The 24,479-nt window shown below is 61.3% G+C and carries 19 protein-coding genes and 1 pseudogene; 10 read left to right on the forward strand and 10 right to left on the reverse strand.

Translation table 11 applies throughout. The features are described from left to right. Nucleotides 1–300: pseudogene (locus L8I05_RS05475) on the reverse strand (ribonucleotide-diphosphate reductase subunit beta); the annotation flags it as partial. Nucleotides 301–625: 325 nt separating this feature from the next. Between L8I05_RS05475 and fae the strand changes: the two are divergent. From fae to L8I05_RS05495, 4 genes are all read left to right on the forward strand, one after another. Continuing rightward, nucleotides 626–1,138, forward strand: a complete 513-nt coding sequence (fae, locus tag L8I05_RS05480) for a formaldehyde-activating enzyme (protein ID WP_242167485.1) — start codon at nucleotides 626–628, stop codon at nucleotides 1,136–1,138. A gap of 10 nt (nucleotides 1,139–1,148) precedes the next feature. Beyond that, on the forward strand, nucleotides 1,149–2,183 hold the full coding sequence (locus L8I05_RS05485; RefSeq protein ID WP_242167486.1) for an aldo/keto reductase: 1,035 nt from the start codon (nucleotides 1,149–1,151) through the stop codon (nucleotides 2,181–2,183). Next, nucleotides 2,180–3,613, forward strand: a complete 1,434-nt coding sequence (locus tag L8I05_RS05490; RefSeq protein WP_242167487.1) for an NAD-dependent succinate-semialdehyde dehydrogenase — start codon at nucleotides 2,180–2,182, stop codon at nucleotides 3,611–3,613. The genes L8I05_RS05485 and L8I05_RS05490 overlap by 4 nt, the downstream gene beginning before the upstream one ends. 178 nt (nucleotides 3,614–3,791) lie before the next feature. Continuing rightward, the gene (locus L8I05_RS05495) at nucleotides 3,792–5,168 is read left to right on the forward strand and encodes an MFS transporter (protein ID WP_242167488.1); all 1,377 of its coding nucleotides are present in this window, start codon (nucleotides 3,792–3,794) and stop codon (nucleotides 5,166–5,168) included. Here the strand turns inward: L8I05_RS05495 and L8I05_RS05500 are convergent. From L8I05_RS05500 to L8I05_RS05535, 8 genes are all read right to left on the reverse strand, one after another. After that, nucleotides 5,115–5,990: a LysR substrate-binding domain-containing protein gene (locus tag L8I05_RS05500; protein ID WP_242167489.1), complete on the reverse strand. Its 876-nt coding sequence runs from the start codon at nucleotides 5,988–5,990 to the stop codon at nucleotides 5,115–5,117. The genes L8I05_RS05495 and L8I05_RS05500 overlap by 54 nt on opposite strands. A gap of 133 nt (nucleotides 5,991–6,123) precedes the next feature. Next, nucleotides 6,124–7,293, reverse strand: a complete 1,170-nt coding sequence (locus L8I05_RS05505) for a hypothetical protein (protein ID WP_242167490.1) — start codon at nucleotides 7,291–7,293, stop codon at nucleotides 6,124–6,126. An 85-nt stretch (nucleotides 7,294–7,378) separates the two neighbouring features. Then, complete coding sequence (locus L8I05_RS05510) at nucleotides 7,379–9,016, reverse strand: ABC transporter ATP-binding protein (RefSeq protein ID WP_242167491.1); 1,638 nt, start codon at nucleotides 9,014–9,016, stop codon at nucleotides 7,379–7,381. Nucleotides 9,017–9,018: 2 nt separating this feature from the next. Then, nucleotides 9,019–9,855 (reverse strand): ABC transporter permease, encoded by an 837-nt coding sequence (locus L8I05_RS05515; RefSeq protein WP_242167492.1) that lies wholly within the window; start codon nucleotides 9,853–9,855, stop codon nucleotides 9,019–9,021. Then, entirely contained in the window at nucleotides 9,852–10,805 is a 954-nt protein-coding gene (locus tag L8I05_RS05520; RefSeq protein WP_242167493.1) for an ABC transporter permease, read from the reverse strand. Before L8I05_RS05520 ends, L8I05_RS05515 begins: the two co-directional genes overlap by 4 nt. Nucleotides 10,806–10,870: 65 nt before the next feature. Beyond that, nucleotides 10,871–12,505, reverse strand: coding sequence for an ABC transporter substrate-binding protein (locus L8I05_RS05525; RefSeq protein ID WP_242167494.1), 1,635 nt, complete (start codon nucleotides 12,503–12,505; stop codon nucleotides 10,871–10,873). Between the two features lie 389 nt (nucleotides 12,506–12,894). After that, entirely contained in the window at nucleotides 12,895–14,118 is a 1,224-nt protein-coding gene (locus tag L8I05_RS05530; protein ID WP_242167495.1) for a Xaa-Pro peptidase family protein, read from the reverse strand. A 50-nt stretch (nucleotides 14,119–14,168) separates the two neighbouring features. Then, nucleotides 14,169–15,050 (reverse strand): hypothetical protein, encoded by an 882-nt coding sequence (locus L8I05_RS05535; RefSeq protein ID WP_242167496.1) that lies wholly within the window; start codon nucleotides 15,048–15,050, stop codon nucleotides 14,169–14,171. Nucleotides 15,051–15,155: 105 nt separating this feature from the next. On the opposite strand from L8I05_RS05535, the gene L8I05_RS05540 reads away from it, so the two are divergent. Next, a complete protein-coding gene (locus L8I05_RS05540; RefSeq protein ID WP_242167497.1) occupies nucleotides 15,156–16,070 on the forward strand; it encodes a LysR family transcriptional regulator in 915 nt (304 codons plus the stop codon). On the opposite strand, the gene L8I05_RS05545 is transcribed toward L8I05_RS05540, so the two are convergent. Next, the gene (locus tag L8I05_RS05545; RefSeq protein ID WP_242167498.1) at nucleotides 16,008–17,240 is read right to left on the reverse strand and encodes an MFS transporter; all 1,233 of its coding nucleotides are present in this window, start codon (nucleotides 17,238–17,240) and stop codon (nucleotides 16,008–16,010) included. The genes L8I05_RS05540 and L8I05_RS05545 overlap by 63 nt on opposite strands. A gap of 286 nt (nucleotides 17,241–17,526) precedes the next feature. Here L8I05_RS05545 and L8I05_RS05550 point away from each other — a divergent pair, with 286 nt between their 5' ends. From L8I05_RS05550 to L8I05_RS05570, 5 genes are all read left to right on the forward strand, one after another. After that, a complete protein-coding gene (locus L8I05_RS05550; protein ID WP_242167499.1) occupies nucleotides 17,527–18,456 on the forward strand; it encodes a LysR substrate-binding domain-containing protein in 930 nt (309 codons plus the stop codon). Between the two features lie 266 nt (nucleotides 18,457–18,722). Continuing rightward, complete coding sequence (gene aldA, locus L8I05_RS05555; RefSeq protein ID WP_242167500.1) at nucleotides 18,723–20,147, forward strand: aldehyde dehydrogenase; 1,425 nt, start codon at nucleotides 18,723–18,725, stop codon at nucleotides 20,145–20,147. A 76-nt stretch (nucleotides 20,148–20,223) separates the two neighbouring features. Next, on the forward strand, nucleotides 20,224–21,534 hold the full coding sequence (locus L8I05_RS05560; protein ID WP_242167501.1) for an MFS transporter: 1,311 nt from the start codon (nucleotides 20,224–20,226) through the stop codon (nucleotides 21,532–21,534). 1 nt (nucleotide 21,535) lies between these two features. Continuing rightward, nucleotides 21,536–22,753 (forward strand): mandelate racemase/muconate lactonizing enzyme family protein, encoded by a 1,218-nt coding sequence (locus tag L8I05_RS05565; protein WP_159956965.1) that lies wholly within the window; start codon nucleotides 21,536–21,538, stop codon nucleotides 22,751–22,753. A gap of 27 nt (nucleotides 22,754–22,780) precedes the next feature. Next, nucleotides 22,781–24,391 carry a GMC family oxidoreductase N-terminal domain-containing protein gene (locus L8I05_RS05570; RefSeq protein ID WP_242167502.1) on the forward strand — a complete coding sequence of 537 codons (1,611 nt, stop codon included), beginning with the start codon at nucleotides 22,781–22,783 and terminating at the stop codon, nucleotides 24,389–24,391. Nucleotides 24,392–24,479: the final 88 nt, after the last annotated feature.

A 24,479-nucleotide genomic window follows, 5' to 3' on the forward strand; every position in this document is an offset into this window, starting at 1 on the left:
GGGCACGAGTTGGTTGAGGTCGGCGCGGCAGTTGATCATGCGTTTTTCGTCAACGGCGACGCGGGCGGCGGAGCCTTCCAGTTCGGCGAGGCCTTCGGCGACGTCGAGTTTGTCCAGGGCGGCCTTGGCGCGGATGATCGCGGCGGAGTCATTGGCCGTCACGTTGCGCGCTTCCAGTGCGGCAGCGGCGCCGGCGCCGTCGAGGCGGTCCATGTTGGCTTCGCTGGCATGCCCGGCGTTGGCGCCCTTGATCACCGCTGCACCGGTGTCTTCGTTGTCGACTTCATCCCAACTCAGCATTGAAATACTCCTTCCTGGTCTGTTCTGACGGTGTGTGAACCCGTCCAAAAATATGCGGTTTGCAGGCTACTAGGCATTGAAATATTGCGCGTAGTGTGGTCGGTAAATACCGATGCTGCACACTATGTAGTGGTCTGTTCTGCTTGTGGGCACACTATATGGTGTGTAACAAAGTAGGTCAACGACACAAAACGGCATCGATCGTCGCAGGGGCCATGAGCAAAACTCACACCCCTATGACTTTTAATGGTTACGGCCGCTGCCAGCGCCAGTGCTAAAAAATCGCCAACAAGCTCCCCTCATAACAACAACGAGCGTTTGCGAAATGAAACCACTTGATCTGTACATCGGCGAGGGCTTCGAAGGCCCAGGCGTCAATGCTGCCCACATCAATATCCTCATCGGCCCACGCAACGGGCCGGCCGGCCAGGCCTTTGCCAACAGCCTTGCGTCGCCAAGCCAGGGCCACATCCCGTTCATGGTGATTGCCCAGCCAAACATCCCGGTCAAGCCCATGACCCTCTACGTCAACAAGGCCGCGATCGGCAGCGACTTGCACGGCAATGCCACCTGGGGCGCGTCCCAGGCCGGTATCGCCAAGGCCGTGCTGCAAGCCTTGCTCGACGGCACCTTGCCGCCGGAAGCCGAAGACGAATGGGCCATCGTCACCGCCAACTGGGTCAACCCGGCCTGCGATGACTTGGACGCCGTCTACCTGAACAACTACAACGCCTGTCGCACCGCGATCCGCGCCGCCCTCAATGGCACGCCCTACACCGCGCAACTGGCCGATGTGGTCAACCACATCAGCAACCCTTTCTATACGCCAAAGGCCTGAGGACATCCCCATGCAATACACCCGTTTGGGCAACTCCGGCCTGCAAGTCTCCCGCCTGTGCCTGGGCACCATGAACATGGGCACCCCGGACTGGAAACCGTGGATTTTCGACGAAAAGCAAAGTGAGCCCATCGTCGCCCACGCGCTGGACAACGGCGTCAATTTCATCGACCTGGCGGACTTCTACTCCGCAGGCGTCGGTGAAGAAGTGGTGGGGCGCATCCTCAAGCGCGTCGCACGGCGCGAAGACATTGTCGTCACCACCAAAGTCGGTTACGGCACCCGCAGTGGCATCAATGCCAGCGGCCATTCGCGCAAGCACATCATGGACAGCATCGACGCCTCGCTGAGCCGTCTGGGCATGGATTACGTTGATGTGTTCATGCTGCATTATTTCGACCTGAACACCCCGGTCGAAGAGACCATGGCGGCGATGAACGACATCGTGCGCTCCGGCAAGGCGCGCTACATCGGCGTGTCGACCATGCTCACCGGCCAGTTGGCCAAGATCCTCATGGCGTGCGAGCGCAATGGCTGGGTCAAGCCGATCAATATGCAGCTGCAACTGAACTGCGCGTACCGTGAAGAAGAGCGCGAGATGATCCCGTTCTGCCGCGACCAGGGCCTGGGTGTCTCGGTGTTCAGCCCGCTGGCGCGCGGGTTGCTCACCGGCGAAGTGCAGTCGACTCGCAACCAGACCGACTTTTTCACCCAGCAGATGTACAGCGACCAGGCCTCGTTCGATATCGCCCATTCGGTGCAGCGCGTGGCGCGTGCCCGTGGCGTGTCGAATGCGCAGATCGCCCAGGCCTGGGTCGCCAACCACCCTGGCGTCGACGTGATGCTGGTGGGGGCCGACACCACTGCCCAATTTGACAGTGCACTGGCGGCCCTCGACACCCAACTGGATGCCGAAGAACTGCACGAGCTGGAGCGTAATTACACGCCGTGCGATGTGATCAACGACTACACCGCCGGCCGGCGCATCCTGCGCGAGGCCCGCCCGGGCCTGGACCGTTTCAACCTGATTGAGGCCGTGGCATGAACCCGCTGATTCGTACTGGCAATTACATCGATGGCCACTGGTCCAGCGGCGGCCCGACTTACCCGGTGCTCAACCCGGCCAACGGCGCGTTGATCGTTGACGTGCAGTGCGCCGCGGGCGAAGCCACTAACCTGGCCATCGACGCCGCCAACCGCGCCTTGCCGGCCTGGCGCAAGCTCACGGCGAAGGAGCGCAGCCAGCGCCTCAAGCGTTGGAGCGAGCTGATGCTCAGCAACCAGAAGGACCTGGCGCAACTGCTTAGCCTGGAGCAAGGCAAACCCCTGGCCGAAGCCATGGGCGAAGTGGTTTACGCCGCGAGCTTCCTGGAGTGGTTCGGCGAAGAGGCTAAACGTGCGTATGGCGACGTAATTCCCAGCCACAAGGCCGACGCACGCATCATCGTCGTCAAGGAAGCCATCGGCGTGGTTGCGGCGATCACGCCGTGGAATTTCCCCCTGGCGATGGTCACCCGTAAGGTCGGCCCGGCACTGGCGGCGGGTTGCACGATGGTTCTCAAACCTTCGGAAGAAACCCCGCTGTCCGCCTTCGCCCTGGCAGTGCTGGCCGAGCAGGCGGGTATTCCGGCCGGTGTGTTCAACATCGTTTCTGGCGATGCGGTGGCCATCGGTGGTGCGCTGCAAGCCTCCAGCGTGGTGCGCAAGCTGTCGTTCACCGGCTCCACCCGCACCGGCAAACTGTTGATGCGCCAGGCGGCCGACACGCTGAAAAAAGTCTCCCTGGAACTCGGCGGCAATGCACCCTTTATCGTGTTCGACGACGCCGACCTGGACGCCGCCGTCAAAGGCGCAATGGCGTCCAAGTTTCGCAACACCGGGCAAACCTGCGTGTGCGTCAACCGCTTCTTTATCCAGGACGGCGTGTACGAGGCCTTTACCCGCAAACTGGCCGAGGCGGTCTCGGCGATGCGCGTCGGCAGCGCCCTGGACGGTGAAACCGAACAAGGCCCACTGATCAATGCGGCCGCGCTGGCCAAGGTCGAAGCCCATGTCGGCGACGCCTTGGAGAAGGGCGCCAAACTGCTGTGCGGTGGCCGTCGTCATGCACTGGGCGGGACGTTCTTCGAACCGACCATTCTCACCGAAGCCCATGGCGACATGCTGATTGCCCAGGAAGAAACCTTCGGCCCGGTGGCGGCATGCTTTCGTTTCCAAGATGAAACCGAAGTACTGCAGCGCGCCAATGACACGCCGTTCGGTTTGTCCGCGTACTTCTACAGCCGCGATATCGGCCGCGTGTGGCGCATGGCCGAAGGCCTGGAAGCGGGCATGGTCGGCATCAACGAAGGGATTATCTCCACCGAAGTCGCGCCGTTTGGCGGCATCAAGGAATCGGGCCTGGGCCGTGAAGGCTCCAAGTACGGGCTGGATGATTATCTGGAGATCAAATATTTGTTGATGGGCGGCCTTTAAACACACACACACCGATCCAGTGTGGGAGCTGGCTTGCCTGCGATGAGGCATGCCAGCTGGCACATTCGGCGACTGACCTACCGCTATCGCAGGCAAGCCAGCTCCCACAAAAAAGCTCACACACCACAATCGGCTTGCCCGCTGTTACTCCGTCAAGAACAACAATATGGAGAACACCATGACTGCTCAACCCGTCAAAATCGACGACCTGCCGATCGGCCGCTTTCATCTGAAGATCGCCGGCCTGACCTTTGGTGCGCACTTCACCGACGGCTATATCCTCGGCTTGATCGGTATCGCCTTCACTCTGCTCAGCCCCCAGATGCAACTCGACGCCTTCTGGCAAGGCTTGATCGGTGCTTCGGCCCTGATTGGTTTGTTCCTGGGCAGCCTGTTTTTCGGCTGGATCTCCGACACCCTCGGTCGGCAGAAGATCTTTCTCGTCAGCTTTGTGCTGATTACCGTGGCGTCGGTCATGCAGTTCTATGCTGAAACCGCCATGGGGCTGTTGCTATGCCGAGTGCTGATCGGCATCGGCTTGGGCGGCGACTTCAGCGTCGGCCATGCCATGCTGGCCGAGTTTTCGCCGAAGAAACATCGGGGCGTGCTGCTCGGCTCCTTCAGCGTGGTGTGGACCGTCGGCTACGTGGCCGCAACCTTTGTCGGCACCGCGATGCTCAGCCTCGGTGACGACGCCTGGCGCTGGATGCTCGCATCGTCGGCGATCCCGGCCGGGCTGATTCTGCTCGCGCGCATCGGCACTCCGGAATCACCGCGCTGGCTGGTCAACCGGGGGCGCATCGCCGAAGCCCGTGCCATCGTCAAAAAGCACCTGGGCGCGCATGTGGTGCTGGATGAGGAACCGTCGACGCAAACCCGTTCCGGCTATGGCGTGTTGTTCAGCCGCGAATACCGCAAGCGCACGGCGTTCAACTGCCTGTTCTTCGTATGCATCGTAATGCCGTATTTCGCGATCTACACCTTCTTGCCCTCGATCCTGCAGAAAATGGGCCTGGCCGAAGGTTTTGGCACAGAATTGATGCTCAACGTGCTGCTGATCATCGGCGCCTTGATCGGCATCTGGTGCACGGTGAAGTTCTCGCGCCGTGGGTTTCTGATCAATTCGTTCATTATCCTTGCTGCGGCGCTGTTCCTGCTGGCGGTGTTGCCGGGGAGCATGGCGTGGCTGATGGTGTTGACCTTCGGTGTGTTTACTTTGGTGTTGTCGGCGGTCAGCAACCTGGTCGGGGTATTCCCGGCAGAAAGCTTCCCCACCGAAGTGCGTGCCAGCGGCATTGGCCTGGCCACGGCGGTGAGTCGCCTGGGCTCGGCGATCAGTACATTCCTGCTGCCGGTGAGTGTCGCCGGGATTGGTTTGAGCCCGACCATGGGCATTCTGGCGGCGATACTGGTATTGGGCGCGATGATCTCCTGGGCCTGGGCCCCGGAAACCAAGGCGCTGACCTTGAGCCAGGCGTGCAAGGCCCAGGCGCCACCGGTGTCAGGGATTGCTGACCTGGCCCAGCCACTGCGTAAACAAACGCACCTTGGATAAACCCTGTTTGTCACTCGCCACATCCAGCCAATAGCCATAAGGGCCGATCACTTCCACGGGCGTGATCGGCAGCAGGCTGCCATTGGCCAACTCGCGCTCGATCATCTGCCGGTCGATCACGGCTAAGCCACCGCCTGCCAGGGCGGTGTGGATCACCTGGTCCAGGGTGCTGAATTCCAGACCCTGGCCCGCATCGATGTCGTCCCGGCCCATGGCCGCCAGCCAGTTTTCCCAGACCTTCAAGCGCTTGCCATCGTGCAGGATATGCAGCAATGGAAAACGCCGCAGGTCGGGCGGTTGGCCGTTGCTGAACAGCTCCGGGCTGGCGACGGCGATGTGCCGTTCCATCACCAGCAATTCGCTGCTGCAATGCGCCGCCGGTTCGAGGCCGAAACGAATCCTGCAGTCGATTTCCGTCAGGCTGTCGTGGCTGTTCTGGTGGGTGACGCTGAGGTTGATATCCGGGTAACGCTCGCAGAAGCGTCGCAGGTGCGCGGACAGCCAGCGTGTGGCCCAGGTCGGCGGCGCGACGATGCGCAGGCGCTGGCGCAGGTTGGGCACACGCACGGCTTGCAGGGCGCGCTCGATATGGTCGAAGGCGTCGCTCAGGTGTGGGGAAAGCGCAAAGCCGGCTTCGGTCAGGGACAGGCCCTGGGGCGTGCGGATGAACAAGGCGATGCCGAGGTAGTCTTCCAGTTGTTTGATCTGGCGGCTGACGGCGCCCTGGGTGACGTTAAGGCCCACGGCGGCCTGGCTGAAGCTGCGGTGGCGAGCGACTTCTTCGAAGATACGCAGCATGTTGAGGGCGGGCAGTTGGCGCATGAAAGGGATTCCACACCGGTTGTTTTTATAGTGTTGGTACTGACGCTATCGCAGGCAAGCCAGCTCCCACATTTTGACCACGGCGCCGATCAAATGTGGGAGCGGGCTTGCCCGCGATGGCGTCAGTGGCCTATTAGAAGTAGTAACCGATGTTCATGTACAGCTGATTCTCCCACTGGTTACTCCCACCCGCGCCCAAACTTTCGGTATAGCTGCTGCCCCCGATATACGGGTCGTTTTTACCGATCAACCACTCCGTTGCCACCCACAACTTGCTCACCGAAAACGAGGTGCCCAGAATCACCCGTTGCGAGGTCTTGAATTGATCCTCGGATTTATCAAACGCACTGTAGTTGGCATACAGCTTCACGCCGCTGACCTGGTCAAACAGGTATTTGCCGCCCACGTCGTAGCTCAAATCCGCCACATACAAATTGCCCCGGCTGGCCACGTTGAACGTGCCATCATAGCCACCCAGCGTCACCACGCTGTCGGTGCCGGGGTTACGTGGCGACATTTGTTGGCGCGCCGCCTGCAATTGCACGCCCCACGGGCCGTTTTTGCCCAGGTAGTGGATCGCCACGGCGTTGCGCCGACCGTCGTTGTTGGTGTCTTTGTTCTCAAGCGTTGAGGTCAAGCCGGACAGCCCGATTTCCGACTTCCAGTTGCCCAGCTCCATGGCTTTGGCCACCCGCACCACCACGGTGTTGCGCTCCTGGTTGTTGCTGCCGTCGCCCACGTAACTGTCGGCTTCGGAAATCACGCTGGAGTAGGTCACGCCCTTGCTGGTGCCTTTGCCTTGCCACGCCGGGCGCAGGTAGTAGCCGGCCTGGATGTTCCAATCGCCGCTTTGCTGGATGTACTTGGCGCCGACCTGCTGCACGTCTTCCAGGCCGATCACGTTGCCCAGGGTTTCGTAGAAGGTGCTGCCAAAATACGGCTGCAAGCCGAACGGCACGGTGTTCAGGCCCACCTGCACTTGCTGGTCGGGGTTGAACTTGTAGCCCACCCACGCAAACTTGGCGAACTGGATATCGCCGTAGTTCTTGGTGTACTGGTACGGGTACGAACGCCCGTAAAAGCGGTACTGGGCCTCACCGATCCAGGTGTCGGAGTTGTACTTGGCGCTGAGGAACGCGGTGTCGAGGCCGAACTTCTGGATGCCGCGATCCGGGTCATAGTCCCAGCGCGCCCGCACGGCGCCGCCGAGGTCGAGGTTGTCGGTGACCTGGTAGGCCATGGCCGGCGCCGCCAGGGCGCCGAGCACTGGGACCAGGGCGATGTAACGTAGGGTTGGTCGCATGGTTTCGCTCTCATTATTGGTTATTTTTTGGCAACAGCAGCCCGTTGCCGCAGCGAACGCTGCGACGCGGGGAAAATTTTGCAACTCAGTGCGCGGCGGGGCGGATCAGCCTCAGTGGCGGCCCGGCAGCCGGTAATTGCGTGGCGCCTGGCGCCGCCGCGAGCAGCGCCTGGGTGTAGCTGTTTTGTGGGCGCAGCAGCACCTGTTCAGCGGTGCCGTACTCGACGACTTCGCCCTGGCGCATCACCGCGATGTGATCGCTGATCTGCGCCGCCACGCGCAGGTCGTGGGTGATAAACAGGATGCTCAGGTTCAATTGCTGTTGCAGCTCGGCGAGCAGTTCGAGTACCTGTTTTTGCACCGACACATCCAGCGCCGAGACGCTCTCATCGGCGATCAACACTTCCGGGCGCATGGCCAGGGCGCGGGCGATGCCGATGCGTTGGCGCTGGCCACCGGAAAACTGCCGGGGCTTGCGCTTGAGGGCGTCGCGCTTGAGGCCGACCTGTTCGAGCAAGTCACCGGCCTCGGCCCAGGCGTCCTTGGCCGACAGCCCGCGCAATTGCGCGGCGCGGGCGATGATGTCGCCGACGCGATGGCGTGGGTTGAGCGAACCGTATGGGTCCTGGAAAATCATCTGGATGCGCCGCCGATTGGCCGCCAGGGCTGAGCCGCGCAAGGCGAGGAAGTCAGTATCGCCGACCCACACATGCCCGCTGTCACTCTCCACCAGACGGATTGCAGCCTTGACCAAGGTACTTTTGCCCGAGCCGGACTCGCCGACAATCGCCAGCGTCTTGCCGCGTGGCAGGTTCAGCGACACGTTGCGCAGCGCCGCGACGGAGCTGCCACCGACGTTGTAGGTTTTGGTCAGGTGTTCGATGCGCAACGCCAACTCACCGTCGGCACTCGGCGTGTGCAGTTCCGGGTGCAGGGCCGGCACTGCGGCGATGAGTTTGCGCGTGTAGGCGTGGGCCGGGGCGTTCAGCACTTGGTCGCGGTCGCCAATCTCCACCAGGCGACCACCTTCCATCACCGCAATGCGGTCGGCAATCTGTGCCACCACACCGAAGTCATGGGTGATAAACAGAATGCCGTGCTGGCCACGCCCGCGCAGGTCGCGCACCAGCTTCAGCACTTGGGCCTGGGTGGTCACGTCCAGCGCCGTGGTGGGTTCGTCGGCGATCAACAAGTCCGGGTTCATCGCCAGGGCCATGGCGATCACCACGCGCTGGCACTGGCCGCCGGACAGTTGATGGGGAAAGCTGTTGGCGATGCGCGGTGGGTCTGGCAGTTGGGTGGATTCGAGCAGCGCGAGCATGCGTTCGCGGCGCTCGCGTTGGGGCATGTGGGCGGCGTGGATGTCGAAGATTTCTTCGACTTGTTTGCCGATCCGAATCGCCGGGTTCAGTGCCGCCATGGGCTCCTGGAAAATCATGGCGATGCGGTTACCGCGCAACTGCCGCAGGCGCGCTTCATCCAGGGTGCAGATATCGTCACCGAGAAAGTCAATCACCCCACCGGCATGCCGCAGGCCTTTGGCGTAGTCGCCCATGATCGCCGCCGACAGCACGGATTTGCCCGAGCCGGACTCGCCGATCACGCAGAGGATTTCACCCTTGCGCACCTCCAGGCTGATGCCGTGCACGGCATGGCTTCGGTCGGTGCCGGCGGGCAGTTCAACCGACAGGTTGTGTACCCGCAATACGGTTTCAGCGTTCATGTTCAATTCCTCGCGCCGTGCTGGGCGTTTTCATCCAGGCCGTCCGCCAGCAGGCTCAGGCCCAGCATCAGGGTGGAGATGGCAATGCAGGGGAAGATCACCAGGTGTGGGAAGGCAATGGCCATGGCGCGGCCATCGTTGATCATGCCGCCCCAGTCCGGCATCGGTGGCGGCAGGCCTAGGCCGAGAAAACCCAGGGCGCCGATCATGATCGCGGTGTAGCCGATGCGCAGGCAGAAATCCACGATCAACGGGCCGCCGCAGTTGGGCAAAATTTCTACCAGCATGATGCGAAGTGAGCCTTCACCTTGGGTGATCGCACTGAGTACGTAGTCGCGCGAGCGGATGTCGATCGTCAGCGCACGCATGATGCGAAAGATCGCCGGGGCACTGGTGAAGGTCACCGCAATCAGGATATTCAACGCCGAAGCACCCAGGGCGATGATGATCACGATGTACAACACCAGCACCGGGAACGACAGCACGGTGTCGGCCACATACGACAGCACGGCATCCACCCAACCGTTGAAGTAACCGGCGCACAAGCCCATGGCGATGCCCACCGCGAACGCGGTGAGTGTGGCCAGAATCGACCAGAACAGCACGGTGCGCGTGCCCCAGATCAGCCGCGAGAGAATGTCGCGACCGATCATGTCGGTGCCCAGCAGGAAGCTCTGGCCGTTGTCGCCGGCGGTCATCGGCGTCAGCAAGGGTGTGAAACTTTCCAGCGGATCATGCGGCGCCAGCCAGGGTGCAAACAGCGCGATCAACACCCAGCCGCCGACCAGCAACAGGCCGAGCAACGCCAGGGGATGTTTGAAGGCGTGCAGACGGTTCATTGGGCACCTCCGCCGAGACTGCGCAGGGTGATGCGCGGGTTGAGCCAGGTGTAGGCCAGGTCCGAAAAGATCTTGGTGATGCCCACCACCACGGCACTGACCATCGCGCAGGCTTCGATCAGGTACACGTCATGGTTCAACGAGGCGGTGTACAACAGCGAGCCGAAGCCCTTGTAGGCGAAGAACACCTCGACCACGATCACGTTGGACAGCAGCCATGGGATGTACAGCATGATCACTGTAATCGGGGCGATCAGCACATTGCGCAGGGCATGCCGTACGACAATGCGCGCAGTGGAAGCGCCTTTGAGCCGCGCCGTGCGGATGTACGGTGACTGCATCACTTCAACCATCGACGCCCGCGTGATCCGCGCCAGGTAGCCGATGCCGAACAGGCACAGCACCATCAACGGCAGCACCAGCTCCACCGCGCTGAAGCCGTCGCTCATGCTGCTGACGCCGGGCAGCCAGTTGAGCCAGAACACAAAGATCGCCGAGACGAATACCGCGCTGGCAAAGTCGGGAATCGACGTGGTGACAATCGACACGAACGACACCAGGCGGTCGAGCAGCGAGCCTTGGCGGATGCCGGCGAGAATGCCCAGGGTCAACGCCACCGGCACCATCACCAGTAAGGCCAGGCCGGCCAGGGTCAGGGTTTGCGCCAGGTTGGGCAGCAACAGCTTGATCACCGACTCGCGAAAGTACACCGAGGTGCCCCAGTCGCCGCTGACAAAGTCCTTGAGCCACAGCAGGTAACGCCAAACAAAAGGTTGGTTATAGCCGTGCTCTACCAGCCACGCCGCACGCTGGTCGGCGGCGGAGTAGGGGCCGAGGACGTTGATCGCCACGTCCTCGATATTCAGTTCCAGGGCCAGGAACACGATCAGTGACACCGACAGCAGGGTCGCCACCAGCGCCAGTAATTTGCGCAATAGAAAATCAGCCATGGGTGCATGCTCCGACTGTTCAAGGGAGGCCTGCCCGCAGTCGGGCAGGAAGGGCGCGCCTTAGCTCAGGCGCTCAGCCACACATTGCCCATGGGGTAGAAGTCGGAAGGGTGCACCTGGAAGCCCTGGACCTTTTTGCTCACGGCGGTGAACTTGTCACCCCAGAACGGCTGCACGATGACGCAGGCGTCTTGCAGGATCTGCTCGACGTTTTGCATCGCGATAGCGCGTTGTTTGGGGTCGATGATGCCCATGGCCTTGTCAAGCGCGGCGTCAAAGGCCGGGTCGCTGTAGTGGCTTTCGTTCCAGGCGCCACCGCCGCGGTAGGCCAGCTCCAGGGACATCACGCCCAGCGGGCGATGGGCCCAGTAAGTGAGGCTGAACGCGGCCTTGTCCCAGATCGGCCAGTATTGGGCGGCGGGCACCACTTTGAGGTTGATGCGAATCCCGGCTTCCAGGCAGTTTTGCTGCAGGATTTGCGCGCAGTCCTGCTCATAGCGGCCCTGGGTGTTGCCGACGATCAAATCGATGTCGAGGCCATTAGCAAAGCCGGCTTCGGCCAGTAGCTTCTTCGCCGCCGCCACATCGCGGTTGCGCTTGGGCAGTGGAAAGTACTCGGGATGGGAGGGCGCCACATGGTGGTCTTCGCCCAGGGTGCCCATGCCGCGATAGGCGATCTTGAGCATCTGCGCGTTATCGGCGCACAGCACCACGGCTTTGCGGATGCGCAGGTCGGTGAACGGCTTCTGATCGCAGGCCATACGCATCACCACGGTTTGCGCGGATTTGCAGGTGAGCAACTGCGCGCCGGGCAGGCGCTTGGCCAAGTCGAGTTCGGCCACGGTCACGCGGTACAACACGTCGACTTGGCCGGCCTGCAGGGCGGCGAGGTGGGTGGACACGTCGGTGCCCATGTCGATGTAACGCAGCTCGTCGAGGTTGGCAGGCTTGCCCCAGTAATCGGCGCGTTTGGCGAACGTCGCCTGTTTGTTCACGGCGAACGAAACCAGCTTGAACGGCCCTGTGGCCAACGGGTTTTTCGCCCAGTCGTCACCGGCCTTGAAGCTGCGGTGGACGATGGCGCAGGTGAACGCGTTGAGCATTTCCGGGATCGCCAGCATCGGCCGCTTGAGCAGCAGGCGGAACTGGTAGTCGCTGACTTTCTCGAAGGCTTTGATGTCCTGGAATGCGGTGCGGTTAACCGACTTGGAGTCCGCCGCGATCCAGCGTTCAATGTTGTGTTGCACGTCCTCGACCGTGAAGTGGTCGCCATTGCTCCACTTCACATCCTGGCGCAGGTTAAAGGTCCAGGTGGTGAGGTCGTCGGACGGGCTCCAGCTTTCAGCGAGGTACGGGTGGGTGATGTTGTCGGCGTCGACCCAGGTCAGGTATTCCAGCGAGTTGCGCAACAGGTTCGAGGCTTCGATCCAGGTGATCAGCATCGGGTCCTGGATTTCCTGGATCGCACAGGCAAAGCGCAGGCTGCCACCCTGGCGGGCGGGTGTGGCGTCGGCGGCCTGGGCGTCGTTGCCGAGCAGGGCCGAGCCGATAAAGCTGCTGGCGCTGGCCACGGTAATCCCCAGCAGGGCAGCGGTGCGCAGGAACTGGCGCCGGTTGATCTCGCCGCTTTGTGCCTGGGCACACAGGTCATTGATGGCTGGATGCGCCTCGGCGCCGTCCAGGGTAGTCAACTCTTTCATAAGCCTCTCCGGTACTTGCGAATATGCGTTTTTGTTGAACCGCAAGGGTCAGTGGCAGGCGCAGTAAAGGCGCAGCACGGACCGCTGTGAAGCCGGCAGAAGAACAAGGCGCAACGAAGTGAGGAGGCGGGCAATGGGACAGGACATAGGGCAGCTCTCATGTTGTTTTTATTAGAGATGCCCGCAGTTTTGTCATTTGCGCAAAGATCGACAAACGACAAATTCTGCGCAGTAACCTTCTATAAATGCATGTTACATGCTGCCCCGCGTCGGCCGATCGTTCCCACGCTCTGCGTGGGAATGCTGGCCAGACGCTCTGCGTCGCCTCTGCGCAACGGTGACGCAGAGCGTCACGGGATACGTTCCCACGCAGAGCGTGGGAACGATCATTACCGCAGCAGGCGCGGGTCGAACGGGTAGTCGGAGAGCAACTCGATGCCGTGTTCGTGGATGTAGATCTGTTCTTCGAGCTTTACGCCTTCGCCGCCGTCGTCGTGGCCGATGTAGCTTTCCACGCAGATGGTCATGCCGGCCTCGAACACACCGTCGTAGCCCAGCGCGTCGATGTCTTCGCGGTGCACCACGTAAGGGTATTCACCGGTCATGCCAACCCCGTGCACCAGGGCGAAGTAGCGGTTGTTTTTGTAATGCTCGGGAATCTTCCAGGCCATCTCGGCGTATTCCTTGAAGCTGCGCCCGGCCTTGAGCATTTCCACGTTGGTTTGCACTTGCTCGTAGGCGAGTTTGTACAGCTCTTGCTGCTTGGCGGTGGCGGCCTGATCGCCACAGAGAAAGGTGCGTGAGAAGTCGGCGTAATAGCCGAAACGCCCGACCACGTCGGTGTCCAGTGCCACCAGGTCGCCGGCCTCGATCGGCCGCGTGCTGCACTCCTGAAACCACGGGTTGGTGCGCGGCCCGGAAGACAGCAGGCGCGTCTCAACATAGTCGCCATCGGTGGCGATCACATGCTGGTGCAGGTGCGACCACAGCTGGTTCTCGGTGATGCCCGGCACCAGCTTGCTTTCCATCAAGCGCACCCCGGCCTCGGTGGCGCGCAGACTGGCGCGGATCATCTTGAGCTCATTGGGCACTTTGATGCAGCGCGCACGCTCCAGTGGTTCCTGGGCGTCAAACACCTGGTAACCGAGCTTTTGCAATTCAAAGGCCGCCGCCGAGGTGGCGCTCTCGATGGCGATACGGTTGCCGCCACCGCACTGGCGCACCAGCTCATCAATCTCGGCTGCCCAGTCGGCGGTGACGTTGCCCAAAAAGCTTTCACAGAAGTAGTAGGAGATGGCTTTGGCCGGGCGTACTTCGTCCACGGTGTTCAGGCTTTCAGCCAGGTGCAGGCAGCCGCCGAACTCGAAGATCACCACCGGGCCTTCCGCCGGAATGAAGGCATAACGCGCCGGGTTGCGCGCCGAGTACACCTGCATGTTGCGCGAGCCAGTGGCGTAGCGCATGTGGGTCGGGTCGAACAGCACACAGGCGGCGTAGTCACGTTTTTTCAGTTCATTGCGCACCCGCTGCAGGCGGTCCAGCTGGATTTGCTGGATCTCGTCATCGGTGGGTTCGCAGTCAGCGGGGTTGCGGTTGGGGCCGGACAGACTCATGGGTGTTCCTCGCAGGGCACATACGGGTTTGGTTTTTTTTGAGGGGGGAATCAGTCGAGCAACTGGTCGCTGCGCACCAGGTTGCGTTCGGCTTGCAGGTGGGCTTCGGACAGGCGTCCGTAAAGCTGTTTGGTGCGCTGGGCGCGGCCGATGATTCCGGGCTTCTCCGAGTAGGCGAAGATCGCTGTGTTGCGTTCGGTGGCACCTTCCACACGGGTGACCCGGTGTACCGAGAAGCGCCCCTTGAAAATCTGCAGATCACCCGGGTTGAGTGCCAGCTCCTGGACCCGCGAGCGGTCTTCACCGCGCACCACTTTGCCGACGGCGCCGAGGTTTTCCTGGCTGCGCGAGCGGATCATCGGCGCGTATTCGAACAGGCCACCGGCCTCGGGTTTCTGGGTCATCATGCTGACGATGAATTCGTTGGTATCGAAGTGCCAAGGCTGCTCGGTGCCTTCGGGCATCACGTTGATCACCAGCCCGGCGAAGGGGTCGGCGTATTCGAAAATCTCCGGTTCGTCGAGGCAGGCACCGATAAAACGTTTCATCATCGGTGACACGTACAGGCGATGGATGATCGCGTCGGGGGCGATCATGTCGCGGGTTACGAAGCCGCTGGTGCGCTCCATGAACGTGCGACGCGGATCATCCTGGGGCAGGCTGGCGTCGTCCTCGGTGAAATAGGCGTTGACCTTGCGCACCGAATAAAATGTTTTGCCCGACAGTGCCTGACCTTCCAGGCGCGCCTGCTCCAACACTTCAGGGCGCAGGAAGTTTTTCAGCAGGCAGCAACCGTCTTCGGCCAACTCGGCCCGCGCATGTTCAATTAATGCCTGTAATTGAACATGGCCCGAATCATGTATGGGGTACAGCTCGGTATTAATGATGTCGCTGATATCGCCGGTTTCGGCATCGGCAAGTTTAAGACTCATACACGGCTCCTGACGTCGGTTGTTGTGTTGAGTCGATAGTTGCGTAAAGCGTTTGGAAGTGGAAATTACAAGTTGTGATCGAATCCATCGGCAGGGGCGATAGTCATGTCAGGCGAACTGGATGGCGGTTTACTTAAAGTATTCGTGGCAATTATTGAGTGCCAGGGGTTTTCGGCCGCCGCCGAGCGCCTGCATAAAACCCAATCCACCGTCAGCCAGAGTTTGCAGCGGCTCGAAGAGATTGTCGGCACGCCGCTGATACGCCGCACCAGTCGCTCCATTGGCCTGACCCCGAGTGGCGAGACCTTTCTGATCTACGCGCGGCAAATCCTCAAGCTGCACTTGGAGGCCGTCAGCGCCGCACAATTGCCCAATGAACAGGTGTGTATCCACTTGGGCATGCCGGAGGATTACGCCGAATATTGCCTGGGCGGGATGCTCAAGGACTTCCAGGCACAGTTTGCCCAGGTCCGCCCTGACATCTGTTGCGAGATGTCGACCGCGCTGGTCGCCCGCTTGCATCGTGGCGAGCTGGACCTGGTGTTGGGCGTTGAACATGCCGGCCTGCAACCCGGCGAATACCTGTGCGACGAACCGTTGGTGTGGGTGGCGGCGCCGAGTTGGAGTTGCGTGGGGCGCCAATCGGTGCCGCTTGCGGTCTACGCCGAGGGCTGCGCCTTCCGCGCCAATGCCGTGCAGGCGTTGGCCGAGGCCGGGCGCTCGTGGCAGGTGGTGTACACCAGCCAGAGCCCGCGCGGGATCGCGATTGCGATTGAGCAGGGCTTGTCGGTCGGGGTGATGGCGCGGCGCCTGGTGCCGGCCGGCTGGCAGATTCTGGATGAGCAGCAAGGCTTTCCACCGATTGCGTCGGCCCGCCTGATGCTCTGGCGCTCAAGCGGCTGCCAGGTGCCGGAGGTGGAGGCATTGGTGGAGATTCTGCAGCGCCAGTTGGGGCGCTCAGGGCACGTGGACAGGCAGCGTCTGCGCGGTTTGTCGATGAGCCATGCGCTTGAGCAGTAACAGGCAGGCGATCACCCAGCCGGCGATCCAGCCGTGCACCACGGCAAACTCACCACTGACTTGCAACAGCCAGCCACAGAGCCCGTTGGCGGTGGCACTGGCCAGGCCATAACTGACCATGCTCAGGCTCACCACTTGCAGGCTGTGCACCGGGTTGAGACGCGCGCTTAGGTAGGCCGCCATCAACCCCCATGAGGGGAAATAGAACAGCGCAAATAACCCGGCGGCCCACCAACTCACGAGCAGGCTGGGGTGCGCCAGCAGGCCCAGCATGGCCAGGCCGAATGCGCCGATGCTCAGCGCCAGCACCCGCAACGCGCCCCAACGATCCGCCAGCGCACCCAGCAGCAGCCCGCCGAGGGCACCGCCGATGCCGATCAACGTCCACATCGAACCGGTGATTGCCGCGCCCGCGTGCAGGCGATCGCTGACAAACACCGACAGGAAATTCAGAAACGGCCCACTGATCGCGCCGATAAACCCGCTGAGCAATACAATGTGCAACGCCACGGGCTGTTCCAGGCACAGGCGCAGCCATTGCCTCAGTACGTGAGTGAAGGCGGGGGGCTGGGCGGCGCGGGGCGCCTGCTCGGCGTACGGGCTCAAGGCCCAGAGGGTCAGCAGCGTGACCAATAGCGTTAATCCGGCACAGATCAACCAGAACTGCCGCAACGTCAGTCCCTGCAACAGCGCGATCAACACGCCGTTCAAGCAGATCGCAAACGCTGCGCCCGACGAGGCCAGCCCCAGCACGCGACTGCGGTGGCTGGCCGGAATGACTTCGCGCGCCAGGGCCGCAATGGCATTCCAGTTTGACACCGCACACGCCGACACCAGCGCCAGGCACAGGGCAAACGGCAGCACCCACGGGGTGGCGACGGCCAGTGCCAGCAGCGCGGGGCTCAGCACGATGGTCAGGCGCACCATCGTGCGCGGGCTCACCCACGCGGCGGCGATGCCGCTGGCAATCGAGGCGCCCATGTAGAACAGCTGCAACAACGCGGCAATCAGGGCGGCCTGGCTGTAGCTCAGTTCAAATGCCTGACGAATCTGCGGTAATAAAGCGGAATACAGAAACACACTGAAACCATGGGTCGTGGCGTTGCACGCGGTAAACACGAATGCCAGCAACCCGATACTTCGCCGCGATGAAACAGGTAGGTTGGACATGGCGAGGCCCCGGTTTAAATAATCGCAAAGTGGGAAGAGTTAGTTGTTCGGCAGACTAACTTTTGTCGCGACTTCGCGACCAATGCTTAATTGTCTTAGTGTGCATGCGTTATACGCGTGCTCTGTATTCATCCACGACGTCATTGATCGAAAAACGACAGCGTTGTTTTAATCCGCGTATTTTTCCGCTGCACAGGGTGCTACCCCTGGCCCAATACAAAAAGGTATGTTGTGTGCAGAGTTTGTTTGCTTGATCTTCCTTAAATGCTGCTGTCGAGTGCCTTCCATGAAACGCAAAATGCCTGGTCTCAACGCCCTTAAAGCCTTCGAAGTGGCCGGCAGCACTGGCAGCTTTACCCGGGCGGCGGAGCTGTTGAACGTGACCCAAAGTGCGGTCAGTCGCCAAGTGCGCCAGCTTGAAGAACAATTGGGTGAGAACCTGCTGGAGCGGCGCCATCACCACCTTGAACTCACCAGCGCCGGGCGCGTGTTGTTGCGGGCGTTGCACCAGTCGTTCGACAAGATCGAGCTGACGGTGCGCAGCATCCAGCAGAAAACCCACTCCAACCGACTGCACATCAACGCGCCGCCAACGTTCACCAGCCGTTGGTTGATGCCACGGTTGGGGCGTTTGCGTGAGGCGCATCCGGAGTTGGAGTTGAGCATCACCACGTGTTTGCAGGACAGCCTGGCGCAGACCAGCACCCTCGATTGCGCCATTCGGTTTGGCAATGGTGAGTGGGACGGGCTGGACAGTTCGTTGCTGATCCAGGAGCGGCACATTGCGGTGTGTGCGCCGTCGCTGTATGCCCGCGAGTGCAGTGATGGGGTGGATTTGAATCGCATGACGTTGCTGCATGTGTTGGCCAGTGAGGATCAGCGTTATCTGACGTGGAAGCACTGGCTGGACGCGGCGCGGATTCATGGGGTGGATACCCAGGGCGGGTATGAGTTTGACCTGCTGGATCTGGCAATCCGGGCGGCGACGGATGGGTTGGGGATTAGCATTGCGGACTGGCACATGGTGGCTGCCGAGTTAGCCTCGGGGCAGTTGACGCAGGTATTGAATGTGCACGTGGAGGGGCATCAGTCGTATTGGCTGGTGACTCGGCCGGAGCAGACCGATATGCCGCAGTTGCAGGTGTTTGGGCGGTGGTTGCAGGAAGAGATCTGGTTGGCGCAGCGCAAGCTTGAGCCTTCTACGGCGGCGGTTTGATTGCGTGCATATCGGTTAATTTGAGGGCGTGAGATCCAAATGTGGGAGCTGGCTTGCCTGCGATGCAGGCACCTCGGTGCATCAGTGACACACAGTCGATGCTATCGCAGGCAAGCCAGCTCCCACATTTGCCTGTGTTTGGGCACGCCGTGCCCCAGTAACCTGCATTTTTCGCACGTTACCCCACCCAATAAGTCGTTTGCACACCCCCCAAGCAAATACAAAACTGCATGTCACTCGCAAAACAACAACGTTGGGCAAACCACATGCAATTCGAGCGCAATTTCTATAATGGGCAGTTCGTCGAACCTGCCAGCGACGCCCTGATCGCCGTCTACAACCCTGCCAATGAAACCCTGGTCGGCCATGTCAGCGCCGCGACGGCCGATGAGGCCACCGCCGCCGTCGACGCCGCCGCCACTGCCCAGAAAACCTGGGGCAAGCTCACCAGCATTCAGCGCGCCGACTACCTTCGCGCCTTGGCCGACGCCCTCGACAACCACGCCGAAGCGATCGGCGCGGCCTTGGCCAACGAGTCCGGCAAAAGCGTCGGTGACGCCAGCAACGAAGCCCGCTACGCCGCACAAATCACCCGCTACCACGCCGAATGGGCACGCCGGATTGAAGGCGAAATCATCCCCAGCGACACACCGGATGAAAACCTGTTCCTGCAACGCGAACCGATTGGCGTGGTCGCCTGCCTGATCCCCTTCAACTACCCGGTCTACACCCTGTTGCGCAAAATTGCCCCGGCGTTGATTGCCGGCAACACCGTGGTGGTACGCCCGAGCAACAACACGCCGCTGTCGGCATTTGAAATTGCCAAGGCCGTGGTCACGGCAGGGCTGCCGGCCGGTGTGATCAATATCCTGACCATGGACCACGCCACCGCCGCCGCCGTTTGCACCCATAAAGCCGTTGGCCTGATCACCCTCACCGGCAGCGTCAACGCCGGGCGTATCGTGCTCGATTACTGCAAGGCCAATATCGCCAAGCCGTCCTTGGAGCTGGGCGGCAAGACCCCGGCGATCATCGAGGCCGATGCCGACCTGGAAAACGCTGCCAGCGCGATTGTTGCCTCCAAGACCACCCACTGCGGCCAGTTATGCACGGCGGTTGAGCGGGTGTACGTGCACGAGAGTGTGTACGAGCCGTTCCTCGCGTTGCTCAAAAGCAAAATCAGCGCCGTGAAATTCGGTGACCGCGCCGTCGACGAAAGCCTGATGGGCCCGCTGGTCAACGCCAGTTCCCGGAAGAATATCCACGCCATGGTCGAGCGCGCCGTCGCCGCCGGCGCTGTACTGGAAACTGGCGGTGTGCTGCCGGTCGGCCCAGGCCATTTCTACCCGCCGACCTTGCTCAGCGGTTGCCGCCAGGACATGGAAATCATCCAGGAAGAAATCTTCGGCCCGGTGCTGCCGGTACTCAAATACCGCGACATCGACGAAGCCCTGGCGATGGCCAACGACCATCAATTCGGCCTGTCGTCGGTGCTGTACACCGAGAACTACCGCACGGCGATGAAAGTGGCAAACGCCATCGAAGCCGGTGAGCTGTACGTCAATCGCACCCCGGCAGACCCGTATCAGGGTTTCCACGCCGGCTGGAAACGCTCAGGGCTGGGCGGCGATGACGGTAAGCACGGGATGCTTGAGTTCACCCAGACTCGCCTGGTGGTGATGAAGTACTGATCCACGCATACCGGTTGTACCTTCAATAAAAACAATTATCAGGGCACCTGCACCGTGGGTGCCCGAGGTCATCAAGATGTCCAAGCCTGCACCCGTTGCCCAGGGTTTCGATGCCGTGTCCGCGGCAAAAAGCGACACTGCCAGTCGCTATTTCCAATTGCTGTTGCTGGTGTTGGCCGCCGGGGCGATCTACCCGATCCTCTATCTGCGCCAGGTCTACCAGACCACCATGCTTGAAGTGTTCCAGATCAACCACAGCCAGCTGGGTTACTTGTACTCGATGCTCGGCACGATCTTTTTGCTCAGTTACTTACCCAGTGGTTGGTTGGCGGATCGCCTGCCGCCGCGCTTCCTGATTTTCTTCTCACTGGTCGCCACTGGCGCGTTGGGCCTGTGGTATTCGACCGTGCCGTCGATGACCGGCCTGATGATCATCTTCGGCTGCTGGGGCCTGACCACCGGCCTGACGTTCTGGGCCTCGGTGCTCAAGCGCGTGAAGATGATCGCCCATCACAGCGAGCAGGGGCGTTTCTTCGGCATCCTGGATGGCGGTCGCGGGCTGGTGGAAGCCTTGCTGGCGACCGTGGCCCTGGGGCTGTTCGCCTATGCCACCGAAACCCGTAGCCAGTCGGCCGCCGAAGGTTTCAAGCACGTGGTCTACTTGTACTCGTTTATCTGCATCGCCATCGGCTGCGGGCTGGTACTGCTCAAGGACCCCAAGTCCATGGCCGAGACGTCGCCGGTGGAGAAGGGCAAGTTCAACCTGATCGCCGACCTTGCCACCCTGGTGAAAATTCCCGAGCTGTGGCTGGTGACTGCCATTGTGTTCTGTGGTTATCACATGTTCTGGGCTACTTACAGCTTCTCCGACTACCTGCAAGGCAGCGGCATGACCGCCGTGATGGCCGGCACCATCACCACCATCAAGCTGTGGATGCGCCCCATCGGCGGCATCGGTGGCGGCTGGCTGGGCGACAAGTTCTCGAATATCTCGGTACTGATCGTCGCGCTGGTGCTGGTGACCCTGGGCATGCTCGGGTTGATTGTGTTCCCCGGTTTTAACAGCCTGGGCCTGCTGATCGGTACGGTGATTTTTATTGGCCTGATGACCTATGCGATTCGCGGCCTGTACTGGGCGATCCTCGACAGCTGCGACATTCCGCTGCGCATCACCGGGTTGGCCATTGGCATTGTCTCGGTGGTGGGTTACTTGCCCGACACGTTTATCCCGCTGATCAATGGCTACCTGACCGATACCTACCCAGGCAAGGCCGGCTACAACCTGTATTTCGGCTACATCGCCTTTGTCGGCGTGCTCGGGACCCTGGCGGCCCTGACATTGCGCGCCCGAATCAACCGAAAGAAATTCAACCAGACAGGTGCCTGAGATGAAAATCGTCGCCCTTGAAACCCACATCGTTGCCGTTCCACCGCCGCATATCGGTGGCATGTACTGGCTGTTCGTCAAACTCAAGACCGACTGCGGCATCGAAGGCGTCGGCGAGATCTACGCCGCCACCTTCGGCCCCAAGGCCATGCTGCCGATTATCGAGGATGTGTTTGAGCGCTACCTGCTCAACCATGACCCGCACCATATCGAGCGCTTCTTCCGCCAGGCCTATTCGAGCGGTTTCACCCAGCGCCCGGACCTGACCATGATGGGCGTGGTCAGTGGCCTGGAAATGGCCTGCTGGGACATCATCGGCAAGGCCGCCAACAAGCCGGTCTACGAATTGCTCGGTGGCAAGGTCAACGAGCGCCTGCGCTCCTACACCTACCTGTACCCGGTCAACAGCAAGGGCGAGTACGACTACGACGACCCGGACCTGGCCGCCGAGTGCGCCATCGAGAACATGAACAAAGGTTTCACCGCGGTGAAGTTCGACCCGGCCGGCCCCTACACGGCGTACTCCGGCCACCAGATTTCGCTGGAGGTGCTGGAACGCTGCGAGACCTTCTGCCGCAAGATCCGCGAGGCGGTGGGCGACAAGTGCGACCTGCTGTTCGGCACCCACGGGCAAATGGTGCCATCGTCGGCGATTCGCCTGGCCAAGCGCCTGGAGAAATATGACCCGCTGTGGTTCGAAGAACCGGTGCCGCCGGGCCAGGAAGAAGCAATGGCCCAGGTTGCCGCCAAGACCAGCATCCCGATTGCCACCGGCGAACGCCTGACCACCAAGTACGAATTCTTCAAGCTGCTGCAAGCCGGTGGCGCGTCGATTTTGCAGATGAATGTGGCGCGCTGCGGCGGGCTGCTGGAGGCGAAGAAAATCGCGAGCATGGCCGAAGCCTACTACGCGCAGATCGCGCCGCACTTGTACAACGGGCCGATTGGCGCGGCGGCGAGTTTCCAGCTGGCGACCTGCACGCCGAACTTCCTGATCCAGGAAAGCATCATGACCTGGGGCGGCTTCCATGCCGAAGTCCTGACCAAGCCGCTGCAATGGGAGGACGGCTACATCATCCCATCCACCGAGCCGGGGCTGGGCGTGGAGCTGAACATGGACGTGGTACGCAGACACACGCCGTATACCGGCGAGCGCCTGCACCTGCAAATGGCTGCCACACCGGCTGACGTCAAAGACACTTCGCCCGCCAAGGGCTAAAAAAAACGACTTACGCGGTAACCGTGAATGACATACGACTACATCATCGCTGGCGCAGGCGCGGCGGGTTGCATCCTCGCCAACAGGCTGTCCGCGTCCGGGCAATATTCGGTATTGCTGCTGGAAGCCGGTGGCAAGGACAGTTCCTGGTGGTTCAAGATCCCCGTCGGTTTCGCCAAGATGTATTACAACCCGACCTTCAACTGGATGTATTACAGCCAGCCGCAAAAACAGCTGGCCGGCCGTGAAATCTACGCGCCGCGCGGCAAAGTGCAGGGCGGTTCGGGCTCGATCAACGCGATGATCTACGTGCGTGGCCAGGCCCATGACTTCAATGACTGGGCTGCCAATGGCAACGACGGCTGGAGCTTTGCGGACGTGCTGCCGTACTTTCGCAAGCTGGAAAACCATCCCCTGGGCGATACCGAGTACCACGGCGCCAGCGGCCCCATCAGCATTACGCCGATGAAGGGCCAGACCCACCCGATCTGCGACGTGTTCCTCAAGGGCTGCGAACAGCTGGGCTACGCGCACAGTGATGACTTCAACGGCCCGCACTTTGAAGGCGCTGGGCTGTATGACGTCAACACGCGTAATGGCGAACGCTGCTCCAGCAGTTTTGCGCATTTGCACCCGGCGCTCGGCCGTCCGAACCTCACCGTGGAACTGCATGCGCTGGTCGACCGCGTGCTGTTTGACGACCGGCAGCGCGCCACCGGCATCGCCGTCACCCAGCACGGTGTGGCGCGAACCTTCACCGCGCGTAAGGAAGTGATCCTCTGCGCCGGTGCGGTGGACACGCCGAAGATCCTGCAATTATCCGGTGTGGCCGACCAGCAATTGCTTGCCGAACACGCTATCCCGTTGGTCAAGCACCTGCCGGCCGTGGGCGAAAACCTGCAGGACCACCTGTGCGCCAGCTACTACTACAAGGCCAATATCCCGACCTTGAATGACGAACTCAGCTCGCTGTTCGGCCAACTCAAACTTGGCCTTAAGTACCTGCTGACCCGCAAGGGCGCGCTGGCCATGAGCGTCAACCAGGCCGGTGGCTTCTTTCGCGGCAACGATCAACAGAAGGATCCGAACCTGCAGCTGTATTTCAACCCGCTGTCGTATCAGATCCCGAAAAACAACAAGGCCAGCCTCAAGCCTGAACCGTATTCCGGCTTCCTGCTGTGCTTCAACCCCTGCCGTCCCACCAGCCGCGGCACCATCCGTATTGCTTCGAAGAACCCACGGGACGCGGCGCTGATCGACCCCAACTACCTGAGCACCGAAAAGGATATCGACGAGGTGATCCAGGGCAGCCGGTTGATGCGCAAGATCATGCAGGCCCCCGCGCTCAAAGGCATCACCGTGGCCGAAGTACTGCCCGGTGCGGCGGTGCAAACCGATGAGCAGATGCTGCAATATTTCCGCGAAAACAGCGGCTCGATCTACCACCTGTGCGGCTCCTGCGCCATGGGCTCGGACCCGCAGGTGTCGGTGGTGGACAAGCGCTTGAAAGTGCACGGGCTGGACGGGCTGCGCATCGTTGATGCGTCGATTTTCCCGAACGTGACCTCGGGGAATACCCATGCGGCGGTGTTGATGGTGGCGGAGAAGGGCGCAGATCTGATCCTGGAAGACGCCTGATAGGTGGGAGCTGGCTGATCGTTCCCACGCTCTGCGTGGGAATGCTGCCCCGGACGCTCTGCGTCCTGCTTTTGATGTCGTGACGCGG

It is taken from the genome of Pseudomonas sp. MONT-RG-20F-20-E-7-02, assembly GCF_022662395.1.
GTDB lineage: Bacteria > Pseudomonadota > Gammaproteobacteria > Pseudomonadales > Pseudomonadaceae > Aquipseudomonas.

Excerpts from the sequence above, each read along its gene's own strand:
- L8I05_RS05520 (WP_242167493.1), bottom strand. The coding sequence starts at position 10,805 with ATGGCTGATTTTCTATTGCGCAAATTACTGGCGCTGGTGGCGACCCTG.
- L8I05_RS05495 (WP_242167488.1), top strand. The coding sequence starts at position 3,792 with ATGACTGCTCAACCCGTCAAAATCGACGACCTGCCGATCGGCCGCTTT.
- L8I05_RS05565 (WP_159956965.1), top strand. The coding sequence starts at position 21,536 with ATGAAAATCGTCGCCCTTGAAACCCACATCGTTGCCGTTCCACCGCCG.
- L8I05_RS05515 (WP_242167492.1), bottom strand. The coding sequence starts at position 9,855 with ATGAACCGTCTGCACGCCTTCAAACATCCCCTGGCGTTGCTCGGCCTG.
- L8I05_RS05530 (WP_242167495.1), bottom strand. The coding sequence starts at position 14,118 with ATGAGTCTGTCCGGCCCCAACCGCAACCCCGCTGACTGCGAACCCACC.
- L8I05_RS05550 (WP_242167499.1), top strand. The coding sequence starts at position 17,527 with ATGAAACGCAAAATGCCTGGTCTCAACGCCCTTAAAGCCTTCGAAGTG.
- L8I05_RS05545 (WP_242167498.1), bottom strand. The coding sequence starts at position 17,240 with ATGTCCAACCTACCTGTTTCATCGCGGCGAAGTATCGGGTTGCTGGCA.
- L8I05_RS05500 (WP_242167489.1), bottom strand. The coding sequence starts at position 5,990 with ATGCGCCAACTGCCCGCCCTCAACATGCTGCGTATCTTCGAAGAAGTC.
- L8I05_RS05505 (WP_242167490.1), bottom strand. The coding sequence starts at position 7,293 with ATGCGACCAACCCTACGTTACATCGCCCTGGTCCCAGTGCTCGGCGCC.
- L8I05_RS05525 (WP_242167494.1), bottom strand. The coding sequence starts at position 12,505 with ATGAAAGAGTTGACTACCCTGGACGGCGCCGAGGCGCATCCAGCCATC.
- L8I05_RS05570 (WP_242167502.1), top strand. The coding sequence starts at position 22,781 with ATGACATACGACTACATCATCGCTGGCGCAGGCGCGGCGGGTTGCATC.
- L8I05_RS05535 (WP_242167496.1), bottom strand. The coding sequence starts at position 15,050 with ATGAGTCTTAAACTTGCCGATGCCGAAACCGGCGATATCAGCGACATC.
- fae (WP_242167485.1), top strand. The coding sequence starts at position 626 with ATGAAACCACTTGATCTGTACATCGGCGAGGGCTTCGAAGGCCCAGGC.
- L8I05_RS05485 (WP_242167486.1), top strand. The coding sequence starts at position 1,149 with ATGCAATACACCCGTTTGGGCAACTCCGGCCTGCAAGTCTCCCGCCTG.
- L8I05_RS05560 (WP_242167501.1), top strand. The coding sequence starts at position 20,224 with ATGTCCAAGCCTGCACCCGTTGCCCAGGGTTTCGATGCCGTGTCCGCG.
- aldA (WP_242167500.1), top strand. The coding sequence starts at position 18,723 with ATGCAATTCGAGCGCAATTTCTATAATGGGCAGTTCGTCGAACCTGCC.
- L8I05_RS05540 (WP_242167497.1), top strand. The coding sequence starts at position 15,156 with ATGTCAGGCGAACTGGATGGCGGTTTACTTAAAGTATTCGTGGCAATT.
- L8I05_RS05490 (WP_242167487.1), top strand. The coding sequence starts at position 2,180 with ATGAACCCGCTGATTCGTACTGGCAATTACATCGATGGCCACTGGTCC.
- L8I05_RS05510 (WP_242167491.1), bottom strand. The coding sequence starts at position 9,016 with ATGAACGCTGAAACCGTATTGCGGGTACACAACCTGTCGGTTGAACTG.